Annotated in this window: 20 protein-coding genes and 2 tRNA genes; 18 read left to right on the top strand and 4 right to left on the bottom strand. The window is 70.7% G+C overall.

Features of this window, described 5'->3' with window-relative positions:
* Positions 1-23: 23 nt before the first annotated feature.
* The 6 genes from gltX to ACSU1G_RS23280 all read left to right on the top strand — a co-directional run bounded on the left by gltX (position 24) and on the right by ACSU1G_RS23280 (position 6,814).
* Positions 24-1,568: a glutamate--tRNA ligase gene (gene gltX / locus ACSU1G_RS23305; RefSeq protein WP_439282408.1), complete on the top strand. Its 1,545-nt coding sequence runs from the start codon at positions 24-26 to the stop codon at positions 1,566-1,568.
* Between the two features lie 139 nt (positions 1,569-1,707).
* A tRNA-Gln gene (locus ACSU1G_RS23300) sits at positions 1,708-1,779 on the top strand.
* A gap of 113 nt (positions 1,780-1,892) precedes the next feature.
* Positions 1,893-1,968 (top strand) — tRNA-Glu (locus ACSU1G_RS23295).
* Between the two features lie 146 nt (positions 1,969-2,114).
* Entirely contained in the window at positions 2,115-3,908 is a 1,794-nt protein-coding gene (locus ACSU1G_RS23290; protein ID WP_439282407.1) for a dynamin family protein, read from the top strand.
* 3 nt (positions 3,909-3,911) lie between these two features.
* Complete coding sequence (locus ACSU1G_RS23285) at positions 3,912-5,645, top strand: GTPase (RefSeq protein ID WP_439282406.1); 1,734 nt, start codon at positions 3,912-3,914, stop codon at positions 5,643-5,645.
* 14 nt (positions 5,646-5,659) lie between these two features.
* The gene (locus ACSU1G_RS23280) at positions 5,660-6,814 is read left to right on the top strand and encodes a thiamine-phosphate kinase (protein ID WP_439282405.1); all 1,155 of its coding nucleotides are present in this window, start codon (positions 5,660-5,662) and stop codon (positions 6,812-6,814) included.
* A 42-nt stretch (positions 6,815-6,856) separates the two neighbouring features.
* Here the strand turns inward: ACSU1G_RS23280 and ACSU1G_RS23275 are convergent, their stop codons facing one another.
* Positions 6,857-8,341: a UDP-glucose dehydrogenase family protein gene (locus ACSU1G_RS23275; protein ID WP_439282662.1), complete on the bottom strand. Its 1,485-nt coding sequence runs from the start codon at positions 8,339-8,341 to the stop codon at positions 6,857-6,859.
* A gap of 185 nt (positions 8,342-8,526) precedes the next feature.
* On the bottom strand, positions 8,527-9,294 hold the full coding sequence (locus tag ACSU1G_RS23270; protein ID WP_439282404.1) for an IclR family transcriptional regulator: 768 nt from the start codon (positions 9,292-9,294) through the stop codon (positions 8,527-8,529).
* A gap of 104 nt (positions 9,295-9,398) precedes the next feature.
* Here ACSU1G_RS23270 and leuC point away from each other — a divergent pair, with 104 nt between their 5' ends.
* The 6 genes from leuC (at position 9,399) to ACSU1G_RS23240 (ending at position 15,955) form a co-directional block, all read left to right on the top strand.
* Entirely contained in the window at positions 9,399-10,904 is a 1,506-nt protein-coding gene (leuC, locus tag ACSU1G_RS23265; RefSeq protein ID WP_439282403.1) for a 3-isopropylmalate dehydratase large subunit, read from the top strand.
* A gap of 2 nt (positions 10,905-10,906) precedes the next feature.
* Positions 10,907-11,509, top strand: a complete 603-nt coding sequence (leuD, locus tag ACSU1G_RS23260; RefSeq protein WP_439282402.1) for a 3-isopropylmalate dehydratase small subunit — start codon at positions 10,907-10,909, stop codon at positions 11,507-11,509.
* 128 nt (positions 11,510-11,637) lie between these two features.
* Positions 11,638-12,966 (top strand): UDP-N-acetylglucosamine 1-carboxyvinyltransferase, encoded by a 1,329-nt coding sequence (gene murA / locus ACSU1G_RS23255; protein WP_439282401.1) that lies wholly within the window; start codon positions 11,638-11,640, stop codon positions 12,964-12,966.
* Positions 12,967-12,975: 9 nt separating this feature from the next.
* Positions 12,976-13,740 (top strand): lysophospholipid acyltransferase family protein, encoded by a 765-nt coding sequence (locus tag ACSU1G_RS23250; RefSeq protein ID WP_439282400.1) that lies wholly within the window; start codon positions 12,976-12,978, stop codon positions 13,738-13,740.
* Positions 13,737-14,804, top strand: coding sequence for an NAD(P)H-dependent glycerol-3-phosphate dehydrogenase (locus ACSU1G_RS23245; protein ID WP_439282399.1), 1,068 nt, complete (start codon positions 13,737-13,739; stop codon positions 14,802-14,804). Before ACSU1G_RS23250 ends, ACSU1G_RS23245 begins: the two co-directional genes overlap by 4 nt.
* Positions 14,801-15,955, top strand: coding sequence for a D-alanine--D-alanine ligase family protein (locus tag ACSU1G_RS23240; protein ID WP_439282398.1), 1,155 nt, complete (start codon positions 14,801-14,803; stop codon positions 15,953-15,955). Before ACSU1G_RS23245 ends, ACSU1G_RS23240 begins: the two co-directional genes overlap by 4 nt.
* A gap of 43 nt (positions 15,956-15,998) precedes the next feature.
* On the opposite strand, the gene ACSU1G_RS23235 is transcribed toward ACSU1G_RS23240, so the two are convergent.
* A complete protein-coding gene (locus ACSU1G_RS23235; RefSeq protein ID WP_439282397.1) occupies positions 15,999-16,577 on the bottom strand; it encodes a DUF3515 domain-containing protein in 579 nt (192 codons plus the stop codon).
* A gap of 184 nt (positions 16,578-16,761) precedes the next feature.
* On the opposite strand from ACSU1G_RS23235, the gene ACSU1G_RS23230 reads away from it, so the two are divergent.
* The 5 genes from ACSU1G_RS23230 to rsmD are packed head-to-tail and all read left to right on the top strand — an operon-like array spanning position 16,762 to position 23,394.
* On the top strand, positions 16,762-17,838 hold the full coding sequence (locus tag ACSU1G_RS23230; RefSeq protein ID WP_439282396.1) for an LCP family protein: 1,077 nt from the start codon (positions 16,762-16,764) through the stop codon (positions 17,836-17,838).
* A gap of 26 nt (positions 17,839-17,864) precedes the next feature.
* Positions 17,865-19,322: a polysaccharide biosynthesis tyrosine autokinase gene (locus ACSU1G_RS23225; protein ID WP_439282395.1), complete on the top strand. Its 1,458-nt coding sequence runs from the start codon at positions 17,865-17,867 to the stop codon at positions 19,320-19,322.
* A gap of 10 nt (positions 19,323-19,332) precedes the next feature.
* The gene (locus ACSU1G_RS23220) at positions 19,333-20,472 is read left to right on the top strand and encodes a DAK2 domain-containing protein (protein ID WP_439282394.1); all 1,140 of its coding nucleotides are present in this window, start codon (positions 19,333-19,335) and stop codon (positions 20,470-20,472) included.
* Positions 20,469-22,763 (top strand): ATP-dependent DNA helicase RecG, encoded by a 2,295-nt coding sequence (locus ACSU1G_RS23215; RefSeq protein ID WP_439282393.1) that lies wholly within the window; start codon positions 20,469-20,471, stop codon positions 22,761-22,763. Before ACSU1G_RS23220 ends, ACSU1G_RS23215 begins: the two co-directional genes overlap by 4 nt.
* A gap of 10 nt (positions 22,764-22,773) precedes the next feature.
* Positions 22,774-23,394 carry a 16S rRNA (guanine(966)-N(2))-methyltransferase RsmD gene (gene rsmD, locus ACSU1G_RS23210; protein ID WP_439282392.1) on the top strand — a complete coding sequence of 207 codons (621 nt, stop codon included), beginning with the start codon at positions 22,774-22,776 and terminating at the stop codon, positions 23,392-23,394.
* Here rsmD and ACSU1G_RS23205 read toward each other — a convergent pair.
* The gene (locus tag ACSU1G_RS23205) at positions 23,347-24,558 is read right to left on the bottom strand and encodes an aminotransferase class I/II-fold pyridoxal phosphate-dependent enzyme (protein WP_439282391.1); all 1,212 of its coding nucleotides are present in this window, start codon (positions 24,556-24,558) and stop codon (positions 23,347-23,349) included. The two genes, rsmD and ACSU1G_RS23205, sit on opposite strands and share 48 nt — an antisense overlap.
* 24 nt (positions 24,559-24,582) lie before the next feature.
* On the opposite strand from ACSU1G_RS23205, the gene coaD reads away from it, so the two are divergent.
* Positions 24,583-25,053: a pantetheine-phosphate adenylyltransferase gene (gene coaD / locus ACSU1G_RS23200; protein ID WP_439282390.1), complete on the top strand. Its 471-nt coding sequence runs from the start codon at positions 24,583-24,585 to the stop codon at positions 25,051-25,053.
* Positions 25,054-25,083 lie beyond the last annotated feature (30 nt).

Here is a 25,083-nt window from a genome sequence, read left to right as displayed (position 1 = left end):
CAGCGGCTAAACTTCAGGGCATCATGACTGAATCCCTGCCCGGTACCCCCGTTCCCGCATCCGCCGATATCCCCGCCGTTCCCGCCGACGCGCCCGTGCGGGTCCGGTTCTGTCCTTCGCCCACCGGCACCCCGCACGTCGGGTTGATCCGCACCGCCCTGTTCAACTGGGGCTGGGCGCGCCACACCGGCGGGAAGATGATCTTCCGCATCGAGGACACGGACGCCAAGCGGGACTCCGAGGAGAGCTACCAGCAGCTGCTCGAGGCCATGGCCTGGCTGGGCATCGACTGGGACGAAGGCGTGGAGGTCGGAGGCCCGCACGGTCCGTACCGCCAGTCGCAGCGCTCCGAAATCTACCAGGACGTCATCACCCGGCTGAAGGACGGCGGCCACATCTATGAGGCCTTCTCCACCGCCGACGAGGTCGAGGCCCGCCACCGCGCCGCCGGCCGCGACCCCAAGCTCGGCTATGACAACCACGATCGTGAACTCACCGAGGACCAGAAGGCCGCGTTCCGGGCCGAGGGCCGCGCACCGGTGCTGCGCCTGCGCATGCCGGATGCGGATATCACGTTCACGGACACCGTGCGCGGTGAGATCACCTTCCGCGCCGGATCGGTCCCGGACTTCGTGGTGGTCCGGGCCGACGGTAATCCGCTGTACACGTTGGTCAACCCCGTGGACGATGCCCTGATGGAGATCACGCACGTGCTGCGCGGCGAGGACCTGCTGTCCTCCACGCCGCGCCAGATCGCCCTGTACCAGGCCCTGTATGCGGTGGGCGTGGCGAAGTACATGCCCGAGTTCGGCCACCTGCCCTACGTGATGGGGGAGGGCAACAAGAAGCTGTCCAAGCGCGACCCACAGGCCAGCCTGTTCCTGCACCGCGAGAACGGGTTCATCCCCGAGGGCCTGATCAACTACCTGGCCCTGCTGGGCTGGTCGCTGTCCGCGGATGAGGACATCTTCACGCGCGAGCAGTTCATCGAGGCCTTCGACATCCATGACGTTCTGGCTAACCCGGCCCGCTTCGACGAGAAGAAGGCCACCGCCATCAACGGCACGCACATCCGGCTGCTGGACGGCGCCGACTTCCGCGACCGCTTGGTGCCCCACCTGCGCGCCGCCGGACTCGTCGGAGCGGAACTCTCCGAGCGCGAGGGCCGGATCCTGGACGCGGCGGCCCCGCTGGTCCAGGAGCGGGTCGCCCTGCTCGGTGAGGCGGTGGACATGCTCGCGTTCCTCTTCCTCCAGGACGGACAGATCACGACGGCGGACGGGGCCCTCAAGGGAATGCCCGCCGACCTGCCCGGTGTCCTGGCCGCGGCCCGGGCGTCCCTCGCCACCCTGGACGCGGCCTCCTGGACCGTGGAGGGCATCGAGGCGGCCCTGCGCTCCGCCCTGATCGACGGGCTGGGCCTGAAGCCTCGCCAGGCCTTCGGCCCGGTCCGGACCGCAGTGTCCGGCAAGAAGGTCTCGCCACCGCTGTTCGAGTCCCTGGAGATACTGGGCCAGGAATCATCCCTGGCACGGCTGGACCGCTTCGCGGCCGAACAGGCCGGTTGAGAGCCGCCGGCGCCGCCCCGGTGACCTCGTTTTGTCATCGGGGCGGAACGCCGGTATAGTAAACACCCGTGCCGGAGAGACTGCGGCACGGATGGCTGAAGACCGAATCGGTTCCTCCGAACACGGACTTGACAGCCTATGGGGTATGGTGTAATCGGCAACACAACGGTTTCTGGTACCGTCATTCTAGGTTCGAGTCCTGGTACCCCAGCGGTTTCACTGAACAGCGCAGTATCGATTTGGTGAAGACCTCCAGAGTGTGAAACACTTCTGGGGTTGCCCCAGCGGATGTGCCACGGCGCAGAACGCTGGAGCAACGGTGACGGCCCCATCGTATAGCGGCCTAGTACGCTGCCCTCTCACGGCGGTAACGCGGGTTCGAATCCCGCTGGGGTCACCACAGTATGAAGGCCCGGTCCATCTGGACCGGGCCTTCGTCGTTCCCAGGTGTCTGGACACGACTGTCCGGACCAGGCTGTCCGGACCAGGCTGTCTGGACCCGGTGGGGGCCGCCCCGGTACCGTGTCAGATGTCATGATGGGGTGCGTGAGCACCACAGATGACGACGCCTCCGCGCTGGGATCGCTGCCTGCGGCGGCGGCCGAGGCGGTGGACCTGCTGAGCCGGCTGCGCCTGGGGCTGGAGCAGGTCGCCCTGCCGCTGGGGATCGACGGAGCCGCCGAATCCGCACGGATCCGGGATGCCGTGCTGAACCAGGTGGATGACTACGTCCTGCCGCGCTACCGCAGCCTCGACGCGCCCCTGTTGGCCGTCGTCGGGGGCTCCACCGGCGCCGGGAAGTCGACGCTGGTCAACGCGCTGGTCGGCCACCCGGTGACCCGTTCCGGAGCTATCCGCCCCACCACCCGCCAGCCGATCCTGCTGCACCATCCGGACGACGTCGAATGGTTCACCACCGCACGGGTGTTGCCCCATCTGTCCCGGACCCGGGGGCACCGGGCCGATCCGGAGGAGGCCGTGACCGCCGACCGGGCCGGTGTGGACCCCGACCCCGCGGCCATCGGCTCCCTCGTCATGGTGGCCGAACCTTCCTTGACCGCCGGATTGGCGTTGCTGGACGCCCCGGACATCGACTCCATCGCCGACGAGAACCGTCGGTTGGCGGGGCAGTTGCTCTCCGCCGCCGACCTGTGGATCTTCGTCACCACCGCCAACCGCTACGCGGACGCCGTGCCCTGGGAATTGCTGTTGGACGCCGCCGCCCGGGATATCACCGTGGCGGTCGTGCTGGACCGGGTACCGGCCGGCGTCCACGCCGAGGTGGGAGCCGATCTGCGCGGGATGCTGGAGCGGCAGGGGCTGGGATCGGCCCAGCTGTTCGTGGTCACCGAGTCGGTACTGGACTCTGAGGGCATGCTGCCCGCCGGCGCCGTGGACCCGCTGCGGGACTGGCTGGCGTCCATCGCCGCCGATGCCGGCTCGCGCTCCGAGGTGGCCCGCCGCACCCTGAACGGGGTGGTCCGTCAGCTGGCGGACAAGGTGGAGGGCCTGGTCCGGGCCGAGGAGGACCAGCGCCGGGCTGCGGCGCGGCTGACCGGGGACGTGGACTCGGCGTACGAGCAGGCGCTGCAGGAGGTCCTGGCCTCCACCCAGGACGGGACGCTGCTGCGCGGTGAGGTCCTCTCCCGCTGGCAGGACTTCGTGGGGACCGGGGAGTTCTTCCGTTCGCTCGAGTCCGGGATCGGCCGGCTGCGGGACCGGCTGACCGCGTTCCTGACGGGCCGGCCGGCCCCGCCGGAAGAGGTCGAGACGGCCATCGAGACCGGCCTGCACGCCGTGCTCGTGGAGCAGGCCGCCGCGGCTGCTGAAGAGGTCGAGCAGCGCTGGCGGCAGGACGCCGCCGGGCGCGGGCTCGTGCACGGCCTGGACCTGGCCGGACTGCCGGAGGATTTCCCCGCACGGGCCGCCGCCCAGATCCGCGGCTGGCAACAGGACCTGATCCACCTGATCCAAGCCGAGGGGGCGGGCAAGCGGACCATGGCCCGGATCTCCGCCCTCGGCGTCAACGGCGTCGCGGTCACCCTGATGGTCGTCTCCTTCGCCTCGACCGGTGGACTGCTGGGCATCGAGGTGGGGATCGCGGGGGGCACAGCGGTCCTCGCCCAGAAGCTGCTCGAATCGATCTTCGGTGAGGACGCCGTACGCCGCCTCGCCCGTCGCTCCCAGGAGAATCTGGTGGAGCGGATCACCGAGCTCCTGCAGACCGAGGCCAACCGCTTCAGGCGGCTGCTGGAGACGGTGCCGGACGAGGAGGCCTCGGCGCAGCTGGAGGCACTGGTCCCCGCGTTGCGTCGGCTGGCCGGACGGCGGGAGGGCTGAACCATGTCGAAGACCGAGCAGAGTCCACTGGACCGCAAGCTGACGGCCCTGCAGACCGCCACCGAACTGGGGGAGGGGCGCGTCTCCCAGGAGGCCGTGGACGCCGCCGGACAGGTCGTCGGGCGTGCCGCACAGCGGCGTCAGCTCTCCGCGGACCACACCGTCGTCGGCTTCTTCGGGGCCACCGGTTCCGGCAAGTCCAGCCTGTTCAACGCCGTCACCGGGCAGAGCCTGGCCCGCGTCGCGGCCACCCGGCCGACCACCGCCGAGCCGTTGGCCGCGGTGTGGGGGGCGGAGGGCGCCGGCTCGTTGCTGGACTGGCTCGAGGTGGATCAGCGCCACCACATGGAGGGGCCGCCGGCCGGCACCGACCCGAAGGGGCGCTGGGCCAGACTGCTGGGACGGCGGCCGGGAACGGGAACGGGACCCGGCCTGGGCCGGTCCGGCGGTGACGCCGAGACCCACGGTGGGCTGATCATGTTGGACCTGCCGGACGTCGACTCGATCGCCGTCCACCACCGGCAGATCGCGACGCGGCTGACCGGCCAGGTGGACGTCCTGGTCTGGGTGGTCGACCCCCAGAAGTATGCCGATGCCACCCTGCACCGGGAGTTCCTGGAGCCGCTGGCCGCCCACCGCGGCGTGACCCTGGTGGTCCTTAACCAGGTCGATCGGCTCGCGGAGCAGGACGTGGCGGCGGTGCTGTCCTCACTGCGGGGGATCCTGACCCAGGACGGGCTGAGCCGGGTGCCGGTGTTCGCGACGTCTGCCGTCACCGGTGAGGGGATCGAGCCACTGCGCCACGCCATCGCCGAGGTGGCGGAACGGCGGACCGCCGCGACGGACCGGTTGCTGTCCGATGTGCGCACTGCAGCCCGGGCCCTCGGTGCCCAGGACGCCGGCGGGGTGCCGGCGGGTGTGGGCAAAGGCGCCGAGGCCCTGCTGGTGGACGCCCTGGCAGAGGCCTCCGGCGTGACGACCGTGGTGCGGGCCGTGCAGCAGTCCTACCGGCTCGAGGGCGGGCGCCGCACCGGCTGGCCCGTGACCCGGTGGATGGCCCGCGTGCGGCAAGACCCACTGCGTCGCCTGGGCCTGCGCCGTCAGGACGATGCTGCGGGTACCCGGGGGCCCTCCCGGGCCGTCGACGACCCCCGGGTGCACCGGACGTCGTTGCCGGAACGCAGCCCCGCGCAACGGGCCCAGGCCGAGGGCGCCATCCGGGCCTTCGCCGACGGGGCGAGTCAGGGCGCACCGGAGACCTGGCGCTCCGCGATCCGCCGCGCCGCCCGCAGCAACGAACGGACGCTTCCTGATGAGCTGGACCAGGCGGTCTCGTCGACCGACCTGAGGGCCGGAGCCAGGACGTGGTGGTGGCCTGTGATCAATGTCCTGCAGTGGCTGGCCCTGCTCGCCGCTCTCGCGGGGCTGGGTTGGCTTGGGGCGCTCGCCCTGGCCGGGTACTTCCAGTTCGAGCTGCCACCGGCGCCGGACGTGGAAGGCTTCCCGATCCCCACCCTGCTCGTGGCAGGGGGGCTGGCCTTCGGCGTGCTGCTCGCCCTGCTCGCGGCCCCGCTGGTGCGCCTCGGCGCTCGCCGTCGCGCCCACCGGGCCCGGAGGCGACTGCGCGGCGGGGTCACCACCGTCGCCCGTGAGCGGATCGTGGTGCCCGTGGTCGCCGAGATCGAACGCTATGGGGCGTTCCGGGAGGCGCTGGCGGCGGCCAGTGGGCGGCATTGACGGGCGGTGAGACGGTGATCGGGCTGACCGTGGGGGGATTGGGGGAGGCGGGAATCCTGCGCATCCTGAACCGTCGCTTCGCCGCGCTGCCGGCGGCGGACGACTGGCCTGAGGGGACCGTCGGGCCGGGGGACGACGCCGCCGTGGTGGCTGCCCCGGATGGACGGTTCGTCATCACCACGGACGCCATGGCCCAGGACCGGGACTTCCGGATGACGTGGCCGGCGGCTGCCCCGCGAGGGCCAGTGGCAGGCGGGGACTTCGCCGGGGGCTACTCCACCGGCTGGAAGGCGGCCGCCCAGAACCTCTCCGACGTCAACGCGATGGCCGCCGTCCCCTCCGGCCTCCTGCTGGCGCTGACCATGCCGGCCACCACATCAGCGGCCTGGGTGGACGGCCTCGCTGCGGGTCTCTCCGGAGCGGTGATCCACCTGGGGGCGGACCACTGCCGCGTGGTCGGCGGGGACCTCGGGGGCGATGACCGCATCACCCTGGCGGTCACGGCCACGGGAGACCTGCAGGGCCGGGCGGCGGTCCGGCGCACCCTCAGTGGACGACCCCACCGGACGCCGGACGGTGCGGATCCACGCCTGGACCTGGTCCTCTGTGGTCGGGCGGGCTGGGCCGCCGCGGGGTTGGACGTGCTGGACACCGGTCGGGAGGGACTCCTGCGCCGGCTGGACACCGCGCAGCACGCGGGCCGGACCGGGATCCACCGCACCGCCGCCCTGGCGGCTGCCGCGCAACTGCGACCCCGGCCTCCCCTGGGGGCCGGGCGCCGAGCGGCCGAGGCGGGTGCGCTGGCCATGATGGATGTCTCCGACGGCCTGCTCAAGGACGCCGGACGGCTCGCCGCGGCCAACGGCCTGCGGGCGGAGCTCGACCCGGAGTGGGTCCGTTCCGAGGCCCGGGCGCTGATACCCCTGGCCCGTGCCCTGGGCCGGGATGCCGAGGAATGGGTGTCCGCCGGTGGGGAGGACTACGGGCTGCTGGCCGTGGTGCCCGCCGCGGGGTCCTCCGGTGCTGCACTGCCGGCGGGGTTCCGCCGGATCGGGAGGCTGGTGGGGCGGCCGCTGGAGGGCGGGCAGTCCTCGGCCGAGGTCACCGGGGGCCCCGACGGCTGGGACCACTTCGCCGCTCCGCTCAGATCACGGCCGCAGTCCGGGTAGGGACACGCCGCGCGAATCGACAGGTCGCGCTCTCGTGATGCCTCAGTGGGCTGATTCCTCGGTGGCCGGGTCGAAGCGGTGGCCGAGGGCGGCGAGCGTGAATCCGGCGTCCCGCCACGCCTGGGGATCCAGGACGTTGCGGCCGTCGATGAGGAGGCGGCGGTCCACGAGCCGGCCCACATAGTCCGGGTCCATCTGGCGGAACTCGTCCCATTCGGTGAGTAGGATGACCAGATCGGCACCGACGAGGGCCTTCTCCAAGGCGTCGACATAGTCCAGGCGGGGGAACCGTTGGGCCGCGTTGGCGTTGCCCTGCGGGTCGTAGACGGCGACGTCGGCCCCGGCGGTGAACAGCCGGTTGGCCACATCCAGGGCGGGAGAGTCCCGCACATCGTCCGAGTGGGGCTTGAACGTCACCCCCAGCAGGGCCACTTTCGCACCGTTCAGGACTTCGACGGCGGCGGGCGAGGGCACCTGACTGGCCGTGTCCCCGGCGCAGCGGGCGACACCGTCGCGGTGGTGGGAGAGGACCTGGACGGCGAGGTCGACCACGCGATCGCGGCGGCGCAGGTTGATGTCATCCATCTCGGCCAGAAAGCGCATGGTCCGGTCCAGGCCGAGCTCCGAGACCCGGGCCTGCAGGGCGCGGATGTCCTTGGGCAGGCAGCCGCCGCCGAAGCCGACGCCGGCGTTGAGGAACTTCCGCCCGATCCGCGGGTCGTGGCCGATCGCATCGGCCAGGGTGCCGATGTCCCCGCCCACGGTCTCGGTGATCTCGGAGAAGGCGTTGATGAAGCTGATCTTCGTGGCCAGGAAGGCGTTGGCGGCGACCTTGACCAGTTCGGCGGTCTCAAAGTCGGTGGCGATCCACGGGGTGTCCTCGGCCAGGGACTTCGCATAGACCTGCCGCAGGAGGTCCTCGGCGTGCTCGGATTCGACGCCGACGACGATCCGGTCGGGGCTCAGCGTGTCCTTGACCGCATAGCCCTCGCGCAGGAACTCGGGGTTCCAGGCCAGCTCCACCTCCCCGCCCAGTCCGGCCTCAGTGCGGGCGGCGGCCAGTAGGTCCCTCAGGCGGGCGGCGGTGCCGACCGGGACGGTGGACTTGCCCACGATCACCGCGTCCCGGGTGATGTGCCGGGCCAGCGAGAGGACCGAGGCATCCACGAAGCGCAGATCGGCTGCCGTCTCGCCGGGCTTCTGCGGGGTGCCGACCCCGATGAAGTGCACATCGGCCCAGGCCCCGACCTCCTCATAGGAGGTGGTGAACCGCAACCGGCCGGACTGCACGTGCTTGATCAGCAGGTCGGGCAGCCCGGGCTCGTGGAAGGGCAGCTCACCGCGGGTCAGGGCCTCGATCTTGGCCGGGTCGATGTCCAACCCGAGCACCTCGAACCCCAGCTCCGCCATGCAGGCGGCATGCGTGGCCCCCAGATACCCCGTCCCGATCACGGAGATGTTCGGCCGCGCCGGGGTGGCTTCGGGCAGCGGTGTTCCGGCGCCGGGTGGCAAGGGTGAGGCGTCCATCATGGCGGTATCAATCCTGTCCGGTGGGCATCAGTGTCGAGCGTACTGGTCTCGTCCGGGCAGGCTAGGGATAGGCAGGGCCGTGGAATGGTCCACGGGGAGAACGCCGGGCCAACGGGGTGGGAATTCCGCGGATGCCGGTGAGGTGCCCGATCCTCCGGGCACCCAGGCCGGCGCACGGAGGCTCAGCGTGCGGAGCCGGACACCCCCGTGGCACGGATCAGTTCGGTGAGCTGGTGCGCATGGCGCATCACGGTCTCCGCGTGGACGCGGCCGGGCTGACGCGTCAGCCGTTCGATCGGCCCGGAGATGGACATGGCGGCGATCACGCGGCCGCTGGGACCACGGACGGCGGCCGAGACCGAGGCGACGCCGGGTTCGCGTTCCCCGAGGGACTGGGCCCAGCCGCGGCGGCGGACGGCGGCCAGGACCGTCGGCGTGAAGACGGAGCCGTCCAAGCCTTCCACCAGTCGCTCGTTGTCCTCCCAAGCCAGCAGGATCTGGGCTGCGGAGCCGGCCTTCATGGACAGCCGAGTCCCCACCGGGATCGTGTCCCGCAGTCCCACGGGCCGTTCCGCGCTGGACACGCAGACCCGGGCGTCGGCCTGGCGTCGGAAGAGCTGGGAGCTCTCGCCGGTGGCGTCCCGCAGTCGGGAGAGGACGGGGCCCGCGGCCGAGGTCAACCGGTCTTCCCCGGCGGCGGAGGCCAGTTCTGTCAGCCGGCTGCCCAGGACGTACCGTCCTTGCAGGTCCCGGCCCACCAGCCGGTGGTGCATGAGGGCGGAGGCCAGCCGGTGGAGGGTGGGCCGGGCGATGCCCGTGGCCGAGACCAGCTGGGCCAACGACGTGGGCCCGGCCTCGAGCGCGTCCAGGATGGCAGCGGCCTTGTCCAGTACCCCGACCCCGCTGGGGGTCCGGAGGGCCGGGTGGTCGTCAGACGACGTGGTGTCCATACTCTGATACTACCGTCTCAACATGCGAGACAAACGCATCGCGGATGGCACGGTGGGATCGGGTGGTGCCAGAGTAAAGGATGTCACTGGCGGAAGGACACGAGATGGCAGACAGCACAGCAACAAACACGGTAGCGGGCGCGTCAGCGGGCGCAGTGGCGGGAACGGCCCCGCTCACTCTGGCCGAGAAGGTCTGGCGGGACCACGTGGTGGTCTCCGGAGAGGGGCTGGGCGAGGCCCAGACCCCGGACCTGCTCTACATCGACCTGCACATCATGCACGAGGTGACCAGCCCGCAGGCCTTTGAGGGGTTGCGGCTGGCCGGCCGTCCCGTCCGCCGACCGGATCTGACGATCGCCACCGAGGACCACAACACGCCGACCCTGGAGATCGACCGGCCGATCGCCGATCCGGTCTCGGCCAAGCAGATCCAGACCCTGCGGGACAATGCCGCAGAGTTCGGTATCCGGTTGCACTCCCTGGGGGACGCCGAGCAGGGGATCGTGCACGTGGTGGGCCCCCAGTTGGGCCTCACCCAGCCCGGGATGACCGTGGTGTGCGGCGACTCCCACACCTCCACGCACGGGGCCTTCGGGGCCTTGGCCTTCGGGATCGGCACCTCTGAGGTCGAGCACGTCCTGGCCACCCAGTCCCTGCCGTTGAAGCCGTTCAAGACGATGGCCGTCAACGTCGAGGGCACCCTGCGAGACGGGGTGACGGCCAAGGACATCATCCTCGCCGTGATCGCCCAGATCGGCACCGGCGGCGGACAGGGCTACGTCCTGGAGTACCGTGGCTCCGCCATCCGTGCGCTGTCCATGGAGGCCCGGATGACGATCTGCAACATGTCGATCGAGGCCGGAGCCCGGGCGGGCATGGTGGCGCCGGACGAGACCACCATCGAATACCTCCGGGGCCGGGCACACGCCCCGCAGGGGGAGGACTGGGATGCGGCGGTGGCCTACTGGTCCACGCTGCCCACGGACGAGGGGGCCGCCTTCGATGCCGAGGTCTTCCTCGACGCCGACTCGCTCGAGCCCTTCGTCACCTGGGGGACGAACCCCGGTCAGGGCGTGTCCCTCAACGACGCCGTGCCGGACCCGGAGCACTTCGATGACCCGAATGCGCGGGCCGCGGCCGAGCGCGCGCTGGAGTACATGGACCTGACGGCCGGCACGCCGATGAAGCAGATCCGCGTGGACACCGTCTTCCTGGGTTCCTGCACCAACTCCCGGCTGGAGGACCTGCGCACGGCAGCCGAGATCCTGAAAGGCCGGACCAAGGACGAGCACGTCCGGATGATCGTGGTCCCGGGCTCCGCCCGGGTCCGGTTGGAGGCCGAGGCCGAAGGCCTGGACCGGGTGTTCACGGACTTCGGTGCTGAATGGCGCTTCGCCGGCTGCTCCATGTGCCTGGGCATGAACCCGGATCAGCTGGCGCCGGGGGAGCGGTGCGCCTCCACCTCCAACCGCAACTTCGAGGGGCGTCAGGGCAAGGGCGGGCGTACACACCTCGTCTCGCCGGTGGTGGCCGCCGCCACCGCCATCCGGGGCACGCTGTCCTCGCCGTCCGATCTGGCGGCCAACGAATCCGAACTGCAGGAGGCCTGAACATGGAACCCGTGACCCACCACACCGGAATCGGTGTCCCGCTGCGGCAGTCGAACGTGGACACCGACCAGATCATCCCGGCCGTCTACCTCAAGCGGGTCACCCGCACCGGGTTCGAGGACGCCCTGTTCGCCGGTTGGCGCAAGGATCCGGAGTTCATCCTGAACCGTGAGCCCTACTCACGGGGCTCCGTCCTGGTGGCCGGCCCTGATTTCGGCACCGGCTCCTCCCGCGAGCACGCGGTCTGGGCCCTGAAGGACTTCGGCTTCCGGGTGGTGCTCTCCGCCCGGTTCGCGGACATCTTCCGGGGCAACTCCGGCAAGCAGGGCCTCGTGGCCGCCGAGGTGGACCAGCAGGACATCGAGCTGATCTGGAAGGAGATCGAGAACCACCCCGGCACCGAGGTGTCCGTGGACCTCGAGACCCGCACCGTGACCTGCGGTGCGGTCAGCACCACGTTCCAACTCGACGACTACACGCGGTGGCGCCTGATGGAAGGGCTGGACGACATCGGCCTCACCCTGCGCAGTGAACAGCAGATCGCCGATTTCGAGGCGCGGCGCCCGGCCCTGAAGCCCGCCACGCTGCCCGTGCGGACCGGCTGATCCCCGACTGTCCCCCCGATGCACCGTATGCTGGTGTGCGGATCCGCGCCGTCCGGGTTGTATTCCCCAGCGGATCCACACACCAGCGACGGTCCGACCCGGCGGGCCACGGAGGAATGCCACTGCATATGGGAAATCTGCTGACGATCAACGGCGGTAAGCCGCTCGATGGACGGGTGTCCGTCCGCGGAGCCAAGAACCTCGTGCCGAAGGCCATGGTGGCCTCGCTCCTGGGAGACAAACCGTCGGTGCTGCGGAACGTCCCGGAGATCCGGGACGTCGACATCGTCACCGGTCTGCTCTCCGTGCACGGGGTCAAGGTCTCCAAGGACCCGGTGACCGGCGACCTCTCCCTGGACCCCTCGGACACCAAGTCCGCCACCAGCTCGGAGATCGACGCCCACGCCGGCGACTCCCGCATCCCCATCCTGTTCTGCGGCCCCCTGATGCACTCGATCGGCGAGGCCTTCATCCCCGATCTGGGCGGATGCAAGATCGGTGACCGGCCGATCGACTTCCATCTCACCGTGCTGCGCAACTTCGGTGCCGTGGTGGAGAAGCGTCCCGGTGGCATCCACATCTCGGCGCCGAAGGGATTGACCGGGGCCAAGCTCGAACTGCCCTACCCCTCCGTGGGTGCCACCGAGCAGGTGCTGCTGACCGCCGTGAAGGCCGAGGGCATCACCGAGCTCAAAGGTGCTGCCGTGGAGCCGGAGATCCACGATCTGATCCACATCCTGCAGAAGATGGGCGCCATCATCACGGTCCAGACCGACCGGACCATCCGGATCGAGGGCGTCAGCAAGCTCTCCGGGTTCAACCACCGTGCCATCCCGGACCGCAACGAATCGGCGTCCTGGGCCTCTGCCGCACTCGTGACCCAGGGGGACATCTACGTCGAGGGCGCCATGCAGCGCGACCTGACGGCCTTTTTGAACATCTACCGGAAGATCGGTGGCGAGTTCGAGGTGGATGACGAAGGCATCCGCTTCTGGCACGGTGGGGGGAGCCTGAAGCCCCTCGTGCTGGAGACCAACGTCCACCCGGGCTTCATGACCGACTGGCAGCAGCCGCTCGTGGTGGCCCTGACCCAGGCGGAGGGGGTCTCGATCGTGCATGAGACCGTCTACGAGAACCGCTTCGGGTTCACCGACGCCCTCGTGCGGATGGGCGCCTCGATCCAGCTGCACCGCGAGTGCCTGGGATCCGTGCCGTGCCGCTTCGGCCAGCGCAACTTCCTGCACTCCGCCGTGATCTCCGGGCCGACCGAGCTGCACGGTGCCGACTTCGACATCCCGGACCTGCGCGGCGGGTTCTCCCACCTCATCGCCGCCCTGGCGGCCCGGGGGACCTCGCGGGCCACGGGGATCGAGATCATCAACCGCGGCTACGAGAAATTCATGGACAAGCTGACCGGCCTCGGAGCGGACGTCGAGCTGTCCGTCGTCAGCCGGTAGGGGAGCGCTGTGACCGAATCCGCCGGACTGCGCGCCGGGTACTTCGCCGCGGCCGCAGCGGTACGTCCCACGCTCAACGCCATCATGTCCAAGGAGTGGCAGGGCCGGGAGCACCTCCCGGAGGGTGGATTCATCCTGTGCGCCAACCACCTCTCCAACCTGGACCCCCTGGCGGTGGGGCACATGGTCTACAGCCTGGGGTACCTGCCGCACTTCCTGGCGAAGGCCGAACTCTTCCAGCTTCCCGTGCTGGGTGGGATGCTCACCAGGATGCGCCATATCCCCGTGGACCGCGCCCGCGGCGGCAACGAGTCCCTGCTCGCCGCAGACGAGGCGCTGGCCTCCGGTGGGGCGATCATCATCTATCCGGAGGCCACGCTGACCACGGATCCGGATCTCTGGCCGATGAAGGCCAAGACGGGTGCTGCTCGGCTGGCGCTGAGGACCGGCGTGCCGGTCATCCCCGTGGCCCAATGGGGCATCCACGAGGTCATGCCCAAACCGGCGAAGGCGCCCAAGCCGTGGCCCCGGCGTACCGGTCGGATCAGGATCGGGGCGCCCGTGCCCCTGGAGGACCTGCGGGGCTCGGCCCTGACGCGGGACGTCCTGGACGCGGCCAGTGAACGCATCATGTCCGTCATCACGGGTGAGTTGGAGGTGCTGCGCGGCGAACCGGCGCCCGAGGGGCGGTGGAATCCACGGACCGCACGGCGCGAGCCGATCCTCGGGCGGCAGGATCCGGGCGGGTCGTCGCCGGAACGGGGAACCCCGTGAGTGCGGGGGCACCGGAGTCAACGGGCACGCCGTCACGGCCCGAGAAACTCGTCGTCGTGGGGGCCGGCAGCTGGGGGACCACCTTCGCCAAGGTCCTGGCTGACTCCGCCCTGGAACGGGGGGTCCCCGCACCCGAGATCGTCGTGTGGGCCCGGCGGGCCGAGATCGCGGAGTCCATCACGAGGGACCACCGCAACGAGGACTACCTGCCCCAGATCGAGTTGCCGGAGTGCTTGAGCTCGACCACCGATCTGGCCGCGGCCGTGGCCGGGGCCGGGCTCGTGGTGCTGGCGATCCCCGCACAGCAGGTCCGGGGGCACCTGCCGGCCATCCGCGCCCACCTGGACCCGGCCGCCGTCGTGCTCTCCCTCGTCAAGGGACTGGAACGGGGCACCGACGCCCGGATGAGTGAGCTGTGTGCCGAGGAACTGGATCTGCCGGCGGACCGCTTCGCCGTGGTGTCCGGACCGAACCTGGCCCTGGAGATCGCGCGGGGGGAGCCCACCGCCACCGTGGTGGCCTCCACGGATCTGGTCACCGCCGAATGGATCGCCACCCGGACCGCCGGGCCGTACTTCCGGCCCTACACGAACACGGACGTGACCGGCGTGGAGATCTGTGGCGTGGTCAAGAACGTCATCGCGCTGGCCGTGGGCATCTGTGACGGGCTCGGCTTCGGGGACAACTCCAAGGCCTCCGTCATCACCCGCGGGCTGGCCGAGACCACCCGACTGGTCGAGAGCCTCGGCGGTCAGGCCGGGACCCTGGCCGGGCTGGCCGGACTGGGGGACCTGGTGGCCACCTGTGCCTCGCCGCTGTCCCGGAACCGGACGGCCGGCCGGTACCTCGGCCAGGGACTGAGCGTGACGGAGGCCACCGACCGGCTCAAGCAGACCGCGGAGGGCATGAAATCCGTGTCCGCCGTGGTGGACCTGTCCCGGCGGCACGGCGTGGAGATGCCGATCAGCGAGGCCATGAACGCGGTCATCGCCGAGACCCTCGATGTGCACACCCTGGCCGGCCTGCTGCTGTCCCGTGACCTCAAATCGGAAGGACGAACGTGAGTACGGAACCTGACCGCAACCACCCCGCGGGATCCGGAGACGGCGGTCGTCTGCGCGTGCTCGTGCTGTTCGGAGGCCGTTCGAGTGAACACCCGATCAGCTGCATCACCGCCACCGGCGTGCTGAACGCCATGGACGCGGAACGCTACGAGGCGGTGCCGGTGGGGATCACCCAGACCGGTCAATGGCATGGCCTCGGGCCGGATCCGCAGAGCTGGAACCTGCCCGGCGGGGACCTGCCCCGGGTCCCGGAGCCCACGGACCCGCTGACGCTGCATCTGACCTCCGCCGGCACCCACGAGCTCGTGTCCGTCACCAGTGGCACCTCCCACGGGGCCGTGGACGTGGTCTTCCCGCTGCTGCACGGCCCCTTCGGTGAGGACGGGACGCTGCAGGGTGAACTGGAGATGGCCGCCGTGCCCTATGTGGGCGCCGGGGTGCTGGCCTCGGCCGTGGGCATGGACAAGCACTTCATGAAGGTGGCCTTCCAGGCCGCCGGGCTCCAGGTGGGGCCGTGGGAGACCATCACCGACCGCCAATGGCGGGCCGATCCCGAGGCCGCCGTGGAGCGGGTGGCCGCCCTCGGCCTGCCGCTGTTCGTCAAACCGGCCCGGGCAGGTTCATCCTTCGGCATCACCAGGGTGTCCACCCCGGAGGAGATCGTCGGGGCTATCGAGGAGGCCCGGCGCTTCGATCCGAAGGTCGTCGTGGAGGCCGGGATAGCGGGCCGCGAGATCGAATGCGCCGTGCTGGACGGGCACGGCCTCTCGGCGCCGCGAGCCTCCCTGCCCGGGGAGATCGTGGTGCACGAGGGGAGCGGCGAGCACGACTTCTACGACTTCCAGGCCAAATACCAGGACAACTCCGCGGCGGAGCTGTCCTGCCCGGCGGACCTGCCCCGGGAGGCCGTCGCCCGGGTCCAGCAGCTGGCGGTCCAGGCCTTCGACGCGGTCGACGGGGAGGGGCTCTCCCGGGTCGACTTCTTCTACACGCCGGACGGCTCGTTCATCATCAACGAGATCAACACCATGCCGGGGTTCACGCCGATCAGCATGTACCCGGCCATGTGGGAGCGCACGGGACTGTCCTACCCAGAGCTGATCGACGAACTGCTGGCCCTCGCGCTCGAGCGCGGCACCGGGCTGCACTAGACGCCTGCCGGCGGGTCCGGACTGTACGGGACTAGAACTAGGACTACGACGACGGCGCGTCCGTCTGCGGGATCGGCGCCTGGCTCGGCGCCTGGCTGGGGGCTGGGGCAGGTGCCTGGGTGGGTGCCGTGCTGGTGCACCCGCCGGTGGCGGGGATGCGGCCCACCGCCGTGGCCAGGTCCACCATGACCGAACTCGACCCGGCCCGGGTGTCATCGAAGAGGACCTCGACGGCGGGGGACCGGCCGTAGGTGGTCAGGGTCCAGAACTCGCCGTCATCTCGGGTCACCCAGTCGATGCCGTCGGCCGTGACGCAATGCTCCGTGGTGGGCCCCGGAACAGGGACCCCGCAGCGGAGGATGACGGCGGAGGGCTCACCCCAGACGGCCGTGGCCTGACTGTCCGTCTCGCGGCGTTCCAACCCGGCGACGACGTCCGGGAGGGTGACCATGGCCTCGGCGCAGACGGGATCGGTGGCCTCGGGAGCCGGTTCCACGTTCGCCACCGGTCCGCCGCACCCGCTGACAGCCAGGGCCGCGCCGGTGAGGACCAGCGCTCCCAAGGCCCTGACGCGGCGGTGCGGGGCAGGGCTGATCGAGGTCACCAGGTCAGGGGAAAACATGAAGACAGCCTACGATGTCCGGGTGCGGGGGTGCCGTACCATGGAGCGAGCACTTCACGGTGTCGGCCCGCTCGGGCGGCGTCCCCGGTGGCCGGCGTGCCGGTGACCACCGTGATGCGGCGGTCATCCACCCCGCAGCCACTGACCGGTGCAACCGCCATCGCCCACACCACGGAGGACCCACGTGTCTGAACGCCCCACCGACGACCTGGAGTCCCCGCAGGACGCCCAGGTCGGCACCGCATCCCACCGGTCGAGGCCTCGGAAGCGGAAGAACAAGGCGGTCTGGTGGACGCTCGGTGTGCTCCTGGTGCTGGTGATCGGGGCCGGCGTGGTGGCCGCCGGGTACCTGATGAACCTCGCCTCCACGTTCGACAATGACACCGAGCGCTTCGAGACGACCTTCCCGGAGGCGGACACCCGCCCGAGCAAGGCTCCGGCGGAGGACGGCAGGGAAGAGCCGTTGAACATCCTGCTGCTGGGCTCCGATTCCGGTGGCGGGTCGGGAGAGACCGAGAACCTGGCGGACGTGCCCCAGGCCGGACGCTCCGACACCATGATGTGGGTCCATATCCCGGGGGACCGCCAAAACGTCTATGTGATGTCCCTCATGCGCGATCTCTGGGTCGAGATCCCCGGGGAGGGCACCCACAAGCTCAACGCCGCCTACTCCTTCGGCGGTGTGCCCCAGACCGTCCAGACCTTGGAGACGATGTTCGGCACCCGGATCGACCACGTGGCGGCCGTGGACATGGCCGGGTTCGAGGGCCTGGTGGATACCCTGGGCGGCGTGGACATCACGGTGCCCGAGTCCTTCCGGTCGGGCAACGGCGGAAAGTCCTTCCAGGCCGGCACCCAACACATGGACGGGGACACCGCGCTCTCCTTCGTCCGCGAGCGGTATGCGTTCTCCGATGGGGACTATTCTCGGGTGCGCCATCAGCAACTGTTCCTGAAGGCCGTGGCCCAGAAGGTCCTGACGCCGAGAATCCTGACAAATCCGGCCAGAATATCCGATATGGTTGGCGGGTTGTCTCCATATCTGACGCTGGATGAAACGTTGAACTCGGGGGAGTTGGTCTCCATCGGACGGACCATGACCGACGTTCGATCGGATGATCTGGAGATGTTCACGGTGCCCACCAACGGGGTGGGCCGCGCGAGAGGTCAGTCTGTCGTCTGGCCGGACGAGCAGGCCATTGCGGACATCGGTTCCGCGCTCAGCCACGACGACATGGCCTCGTACCTTTCCGGTCAGTGACCGGAACTCACACGAAAGGACGCGACTTGGACCTTCGCGACTACATCCGGATCCTGCGGAACAATTGGCTGTCGATTCTGCTGGTGACGCTCCTGGGCGTCGCCGTGGCAGCAGGTGCCACCGCCTTGACGAAACCGAGCTACACGGCCCGGACACAGATCTTCGTGGCGGTGAACTCCGGAGACACCGCGAGCGACATCCTGCAGGGGTCCAGCTTCTCCGAGAAGCGCGTCACCTCCTACGTCACCCTGGCCACGAGCCCGCGGGTCCTGCAGCCGGTCATCGACGACCTGGGCCTGGACACCAGCGTGCAGGGATTGGCGGCGACCGTGGAGGCCACTGCCCCGCCGCAGACCGTGTTGATCAACCTCTCCACCACGGACCAGGACCCGGCCCGCTCAGCGGAGATCGCCAATGCCGTGGCTGAATCGCTGATCGCCACCGTGTACGAGGTGGAGAGCCCCGAGGGCAGCAGCAATCCCCTGGTGGACCTCTCGGTGGTGGAAGAGGCCTCCGTGCCCCTGTCACCCTCGAGCCCGCGTGTCGCCCTGAACCTGGTCCTGGGCCTCGTGGTCGGCGCGGCACTGGGGGTGGCCTTCGCCCTGCTGAGGACCCTGTTGGACTCACGGATCCGCAGCCGCGAGGACGTGGAACGCATCACGGACGCCGCGGTGCTGGGGGCCTTCGCGGACCACAAGGCGGCCGAGGACGAACCCATCATCGCGCTGGACGATCAGTTCGACCCGCGTGCCGAGAACTACCGTCAGCTGCGGACCCACCTGAAGTTCACGAATGTGGACGGCGGAACCCAGTCCGTGGTGGTCACCTCCTCGATCCCGGGTGAGGGCAAGACCACCACCTCCTGCAACCTCGCCATCATGCTGGCCGAGTCCGGCAGCCGCGTGATCATCATCGATGCGGACCTGCGCCGTCCAGGGGTCGCCAAGACCCTGGGGCTGGAGGGCGCCGTGGGACTGTCCACCATCCTGTCCGGCCAGATCGACCTCGAGGACGCACTGCAGTCCTGGGGTGCCGACGGCGAACTGGACGTCATCACCTCCGGCGAGATCCCACCGAATCCCTCCGAGCTGCTGGGCTCCGAGGCCATGCGCCGGCTGCTGCGCCAGTTGGAGGGCCGCTATGACGTGGTCCTGCTGGACGCCCCGCCGCTGCAGCCCGTGACGGACCCGTCCGTGCTGGCCGCCATGACCTCCGGCGTGCTGCTCGTCAACCGCGTGGACGGCTACGTGCACCGCGAACAGCTGCAGGGCGGCCTGGACAGCCTGGCCTCCGTGGATGCCCGGCTGCTGGGTCTGGTGCTGACCCGTGTGCCGCAGAAGCGCGGCACGTACTACGCCTATCAGTACGCCTACGAGGCGGACACCGTGGAGCCCACCTCGGCCCGCCGCTCCAACGGCGGCCGACCCTCCAGCAAGGGACAGTCGTCGAACCAGAAGGCGCTGACGGGCATGCGATTCCGGTGAGGTACCCGGCATGACCAGGGACGAGACACCCCCCCGCACCCCCTCGCGGGTGCATCAGTGGCTGGAACTGGCGGAGACCGTGGTCGGCAACGCCTCGGACCGGATGGATGCCATGAACATCTTCCCGGTCCCGGACGGTGACACCGGCAGCAACCTGTACGGGACCGTGCGCGCCGCGCGTGCCGCGGTCGACGCGTCGACCACCGAGGACGTCGGTGTGCTGCTGGCCACGGCCGGACGCGCCGCGTTGGACCAGGCCCGGGGGAACTCCGGCACCCTGCTGGCGGTGATGCTCATCGGCATGTCCGAACCCCTCAACGGGCATGAACGGCTGGCGGCGCCCACCCTGGCGATCGCCCTGGAACGTGCCCGGACCAGCTGCTGGGCCGCGCTGTCCGATCCTCAGGACGGCACCATGCTCACGGTCCTGGGCTCCGCGGCCCGCGCCGCGGGCGAGTACGCTGCGGGGCTGCAGGGCCAACCGGAGGACCAGGCGATGAGCCGCCGTGAACTCGGGGCGGCCCTGGACGCGGTGGTGGAGGCCTCATGGCACGCCGTCGTCCGGACGGAGGACCAGTTACCGGCCCTGACCGAGGCCAACGTGGTGGATGCAGGTGGGGTGGGCCTGATGCTGATCCTCGACTCCCTCCGGGCCACCGTCATGGGGACCCGGATCGATCCGGGCCTGCTCGACGGGCTGCACGGTTTCTCCGCCTCCGCCCCGCACATCCATGCCGACCGCGAGTCGACGGTGGGCTACGAACTGATGTGCAGCATCGACCTGGACCCGCTCACCGCCGCCACGCTGCGGTTCGAGCTGAACGAGATGGGCAACTCCGTGATCATGAGTCCCCTGGGCTCGGCGGGTGACCGCCCCGGCACGGATCACCAGGACGCGGCGGCCGCGGACCACCGGGAGGATGAGGCCGACACGCCGGTACGGTGGCGCCTGCATGTGCACGTGGATGACCACGAGGCAGCCGAGGCGCTCGTCCGTCAGGCCGGCACGCCCGAGAACCTGGTGATCACGTCCCTGCGGCACGGTGCCGACCCAGTCAGCGCCGACCCAGTCGGCGCCGCCCTGGACACCGGGAACCCGGATGCCTCCACCCAGGACGGAGAGGTGCCGGGGCCGGAGGCCTCAGCATGAGTCCGGACCCGCTCCTGCAGCCGCTCGAACGGCTCCTGGGCGGCCGCACGGGGCAGCGCCTGAACCAGGAGTTGGGGCTGGCGACGGTGGGGGACCTGTTGCACCACTTTCCCCGCCGCTGGATCGAGCGCGGGGAGCTGACCCCGATCGCCGCCCTGCCCGTGGGCGAGCAGGTCACCGTGGTGGCCCGCGTGGTCTCGGTCGAACGCCGGCAGATGCACTCGCGGCGCGGCTTCATCGTGGATGTCATCGTCAGTGATGAGGCTCCGCAGGATCTGCGGGATCTGCAGGATCACGGGGGCGCCGGCAGTGCCCACCGCCCGTCCGGGCTGGCGATGGCGTTCTTCAACAGCTATGACGCGCTGCGCCGCCTGCAGCCGGGCCAGCGGGCCATGTTCCACGGGAAGACGGCCCTGTACCGGGGGGACCTGACCCTGAACAACCCCGACTTCTCCGTCCTGGACGACGCCGAGGTGCCGGGGGAGGAGGATCTGTCCCCCGTCCCGATCTATCCCGCCACGGCCAAGGTCCCCAGCTGGGTCCTGCGCGCCAGCATCGGGACCGTCCTGGATGCCTTGTCTCCGCCGGGTTCCGCCGCCCTCGTGGATCCCGTCCCGGCCGAGCTGCTCGAGGCGGCCAGCACGGACGGGGTGCCCCTGCCGTCCCTGTCCTCCGCCTACGCGGACATCCACCGGCCGGCGGAGGTGGCCGATGCGCTCCGAGCCCGGCGCCGGTTCGCCCTGCAGGAGGCGCTGGTGCTGCAGGGCGCCCTGGCCCTGCGGCGGCATGCGGCCGCCCTGCCGGACGCGGTGGCGCGCCCCGCCGTCGGCCACCGGTTGCTGGCCGCCCTGGACGCGCGGCTGCCCTTCACCCTGACCGAGGGACAGGTCTCCGCCGGGGCGGCGATCGCCCACGACCTGGCGCGTGACCGGCCCATGAGCCGACTCCTGCAGGGGGAGGTGGGCTCCGGCAAGACCCTCGTGGCCTTGCGGGCCATGCTCCAGGTGGTGGACGCCGGTGGCCAGGCGGCCCTCGTGGCCCCCACCGAGGTGCTGGCCGCACAGCATTACCGTTCCCTGACGGCCACCCTGGGACCCTTGGCGCAGGCCGGGCGGCTGGACGCCCCGGACGGGCCGGCCACCGAGGTGGTGCTGCTGACCGGATCGCTGACGGCGGCCCAGCGCCGGGCGGCGCTGCTGAAGATCGCCTCCGGGCAGGCCGGTCTGGTGGTCGGCACCCATGCGCTGTTCGGCGGCACCGTGCAGTTCGCGGACCTGGCCCTGGCGGTGGTGGACGAGCAGCACCGCTTCGGCGTGGACCAGCGTGAGTCGCTGCGCCGGGCCAATCCGGGCACGCATCTGCTGGTCATGAGCGCCACCCCGATCCCGCGGTCCGTGGCCATGACCGTCTTCGGTGACCTCGACCTCACGGTGCTGTCCGGACTGCCCTCCGGGCGCCGGCCCGTGGCCACCCACGTGGCCCGCATGGCCCACGGCCCGCGCATCATCGCCCGCGTCTGGGAGGTCATCGCCGAACAGGTGGCCGCCGGCCACCAGGCGTTCGTGGTGTGCCCGAAGATCGAGCCGGCGCAGGACGGCCAGCAGTCGGAGGGGCCCGACGACGGCGAGGCGCCCGGGGCGGGCCCGTCCGGTCCCGCTGAGGCCCGGGACCGGCGGCACGACGCGGCCGTCCAGGACATGCTGCCGCGCCTGGCCTCGATCCCGGCGCTGCGGGGGCTCCGGATGGCGGGCCTCCACGGCCGCCAGGACCAGCCGACGCAGGCGGAGACGATGGGCAGGTTCGTGGCCGGGGAGGTGGATGTGCTGGTGGCCACCACCGTGGTGGAGGTCGGCGTGGACGTGCCCAACGCCACGGTCATGGCCGTCCTGGACGCCGATGCCTTCGGCCTGTCCACCCTGCACCAGCTCCGCGGCCGGGTCGGCCGCGGCACCGCGCCCGCGATCTGCCTGCTGGCCACGCGCCTGCCGGATGGGCACCCCGCGCTGGACCGCCTCCACGTGCTCGCGGCCACCCAGGACGGGCTCGAGATCGCCCGGGCCGACGTCCAGCAGCGCGGGGAGGGGGACGTCCTCGGCGCCAGCCAGCACGGCGGCAGCCGGCTCAAGGTCCTGAGGGTGCTCCAGCACGCCGAACTGATCGAGCTGGCGGCGGACTGGATCACCCGGCACGTCACCGCGGACGGTACGCTGGACCACCCGCCGTTGACCGAGGCCGTGACGGCCTGGGAGGCGGGACACGAGGACACCGGCGACTACATCGAGAAGGGCTGAGGCTCCGACCATGCCCAGGATCATCTCCGGCCAGGCCGGGGGACTGACGCTGCAGTCCGTGCCCGGGGACGCCACCCGCCCCACCACGGACCGGACCCGCGAGGCCCTGTTCTCCTGGTTGGCGAGCCGGGGCTGGTTGGAGGACGCCGCCGTCGTGGATCTCTTCGCCGGGGCCGGCACCCTCGGCGGGGAGGCCGCCAGCCGGGGTGCCCGGCGCGTCCTGCTCGTGGAGCGGGACCGGCGCGCCGCCGCCGTCTGCCGCAAGAACGCGGAGGCGCTCAACCAGCGGGTGGGACGGCCGGTGGTCGAGGTCAGCGCGGCCGACGTGGACCGGGTGCTGGACTCGCCGGCGGGTGCGGGACCGTGGGACCTGGTCCTGGCGGACCCGCCCTATCCGCTCACGGGAGCCGCGTTGGCGGGGACCCTGGGGCGGATCGCGGCCGTCCTGGTGCCGGAAGGCCTGCTGGTGTTGGAGCGGTCCTCCCGGTCGGCGGAACCGGACTGGCCTGCCGGTCTCGAACCCCTCGAGGTACGCCGCTACGGGGAGACCACGCTGTACTTCTGCCTGGCGCCCGCCTCGCCGTCAGCGGTCGGGGACGCCGAAGACGCCGGGCAGGCGCTGGAACCGTGACACCGCCTCGGCCAGGACCGCCGGGGACTTGCAGAACGCCCAGCGCATCCAGGACGCCAGTGGTGGCGGCCCGCCCGGTTCCGCCGCCGGGCTGCACAGGGCGCTGACCGGTATCCCCACGACGCCGGCCCGTTCCGCGAGCCGGGCGGTCGCACCCAGGGCGTCCGTCACCCCGAGCGGAGCCAGATCCGTGACCGTGAAGTAGCCGGCGGCGGGCACCACCGGATCCAGCCCGGCTGCCCGCAGCCCGGCCACCAGCCCGTCGCGGGCCGTGCTGTACCGGCGACGCTGCTCGGTGAGGAAGCCCTCGCCCTCCGCGAGGGCGCGGGCGATGGCCGGTTGGTACGCGGGGCCGGAGGAATACGTGAGGAACTGCTTCACCGAGTACACGGCGTCCACCAGGTCCGCCGGCCCGGTGGCCCAGCCGACCTTCCACCCCGTCAGGGAGAAGCTCTTGCCGGCCGAGGACACGGTCAGGGTGCGGTCCCAGCCGCCGGGTACGGAGGCCACGGGTCGGTGCACGCCGTCGAACACCAGGTGCTCGTAGACCTCGTCACTCAGGATCAGCATGCCGTGCCGGGCACACACCTCCACGAGCCGGGTGAGGACATCGGCCGGCACCACGGAGCCGGTGGGGTTGTGGGGCGTGTTCAGCAGCAGGAGCCGGGTGCGCGGGGTGATGGCGGCCTCCAGTGCCTCCGGGTCGGGCAGGAAGTCCGGCACCGTCAACGGGACGGTCACGAAACGGGCCCCGGTCTGGGCCGTGATCGCCGCGTAGGAGTCATAGAAGGGCTCGAAGGCCACGACCTCGTCCCCCGGCTGCACCAAGGCCAGCAGGGCCGCCGCGATACCCTCGGTGGCCCCGGTGGTCACCACCGCCTCCCGATCGGGATCCACCTCGAGGCCGTAGTGGCGGTGCTGGTGGGCGGCCACGGCCCGGCGTAGACGGGGATCACCGCGCCCGGGTGCGTACTGGTTCGCGCGGCCGGTCAGGATGGCCTCTGCGGCCAGCGCCCGGACCCAGTCGGGGCCCTCGGTGTCCGGAAAGCCCTGGCCCAGGTTCACGGCGTCGTGACGGGCGGCCAGGCGGGTCATGGTCTCGAAGACGGACGGTGGATGTCGTGGCGTGACGTGGGGTCGGGGTGGCTGTGATGCGGCGGGCATGGGCTCCATAGTATGTTCGAGAGCATGCGCCGAGCCGTCTGCCCAGGATCCTTCGACCCCTTGCACAACGGTCACGTGGAGGTGATAGCGCGGGCCACCAATCTCTTCGATGACGTCATCGTGGCGGTCTCCACCAACTATGCGAAGAAGTACCGCTTCGATGTGGACACCAGGATCGAGATGATCCGGGAGACGGTCTCCTCCCTGCAGGGGATCTCGGTGGTGCCCATGGGTGACGGCCTGCTGGCGGAGTTCTGCCGCAAGGCGGGGGCCAATGCCATCATCAAAGGCCTGCGCAACACCGCGGACTTGGAGTACGAGATGCCCATGGCCGCGATGAACCGCCACCTGACCGGGGTGGAGACCGTGTTCCTGCCCACGGACGGCCGGTACGCACACCTGTCCTCCACGCTCATCAAGGAAGTGGGCCAACTCGGCGGGGACATCTCCGAGTTCGTCCCCCGCGCTGTCATGCGCCGGCTGCACGAGAGCTGACCGACCCCGACCACCAGCCGTTACCGTGAG

It is taken from the genome of Microbacterium sp. A93 (genome assembly GCF_051842835.1).
This window is presented reverse-complemented; position numbering and strand designations above follow the sequence as displayed.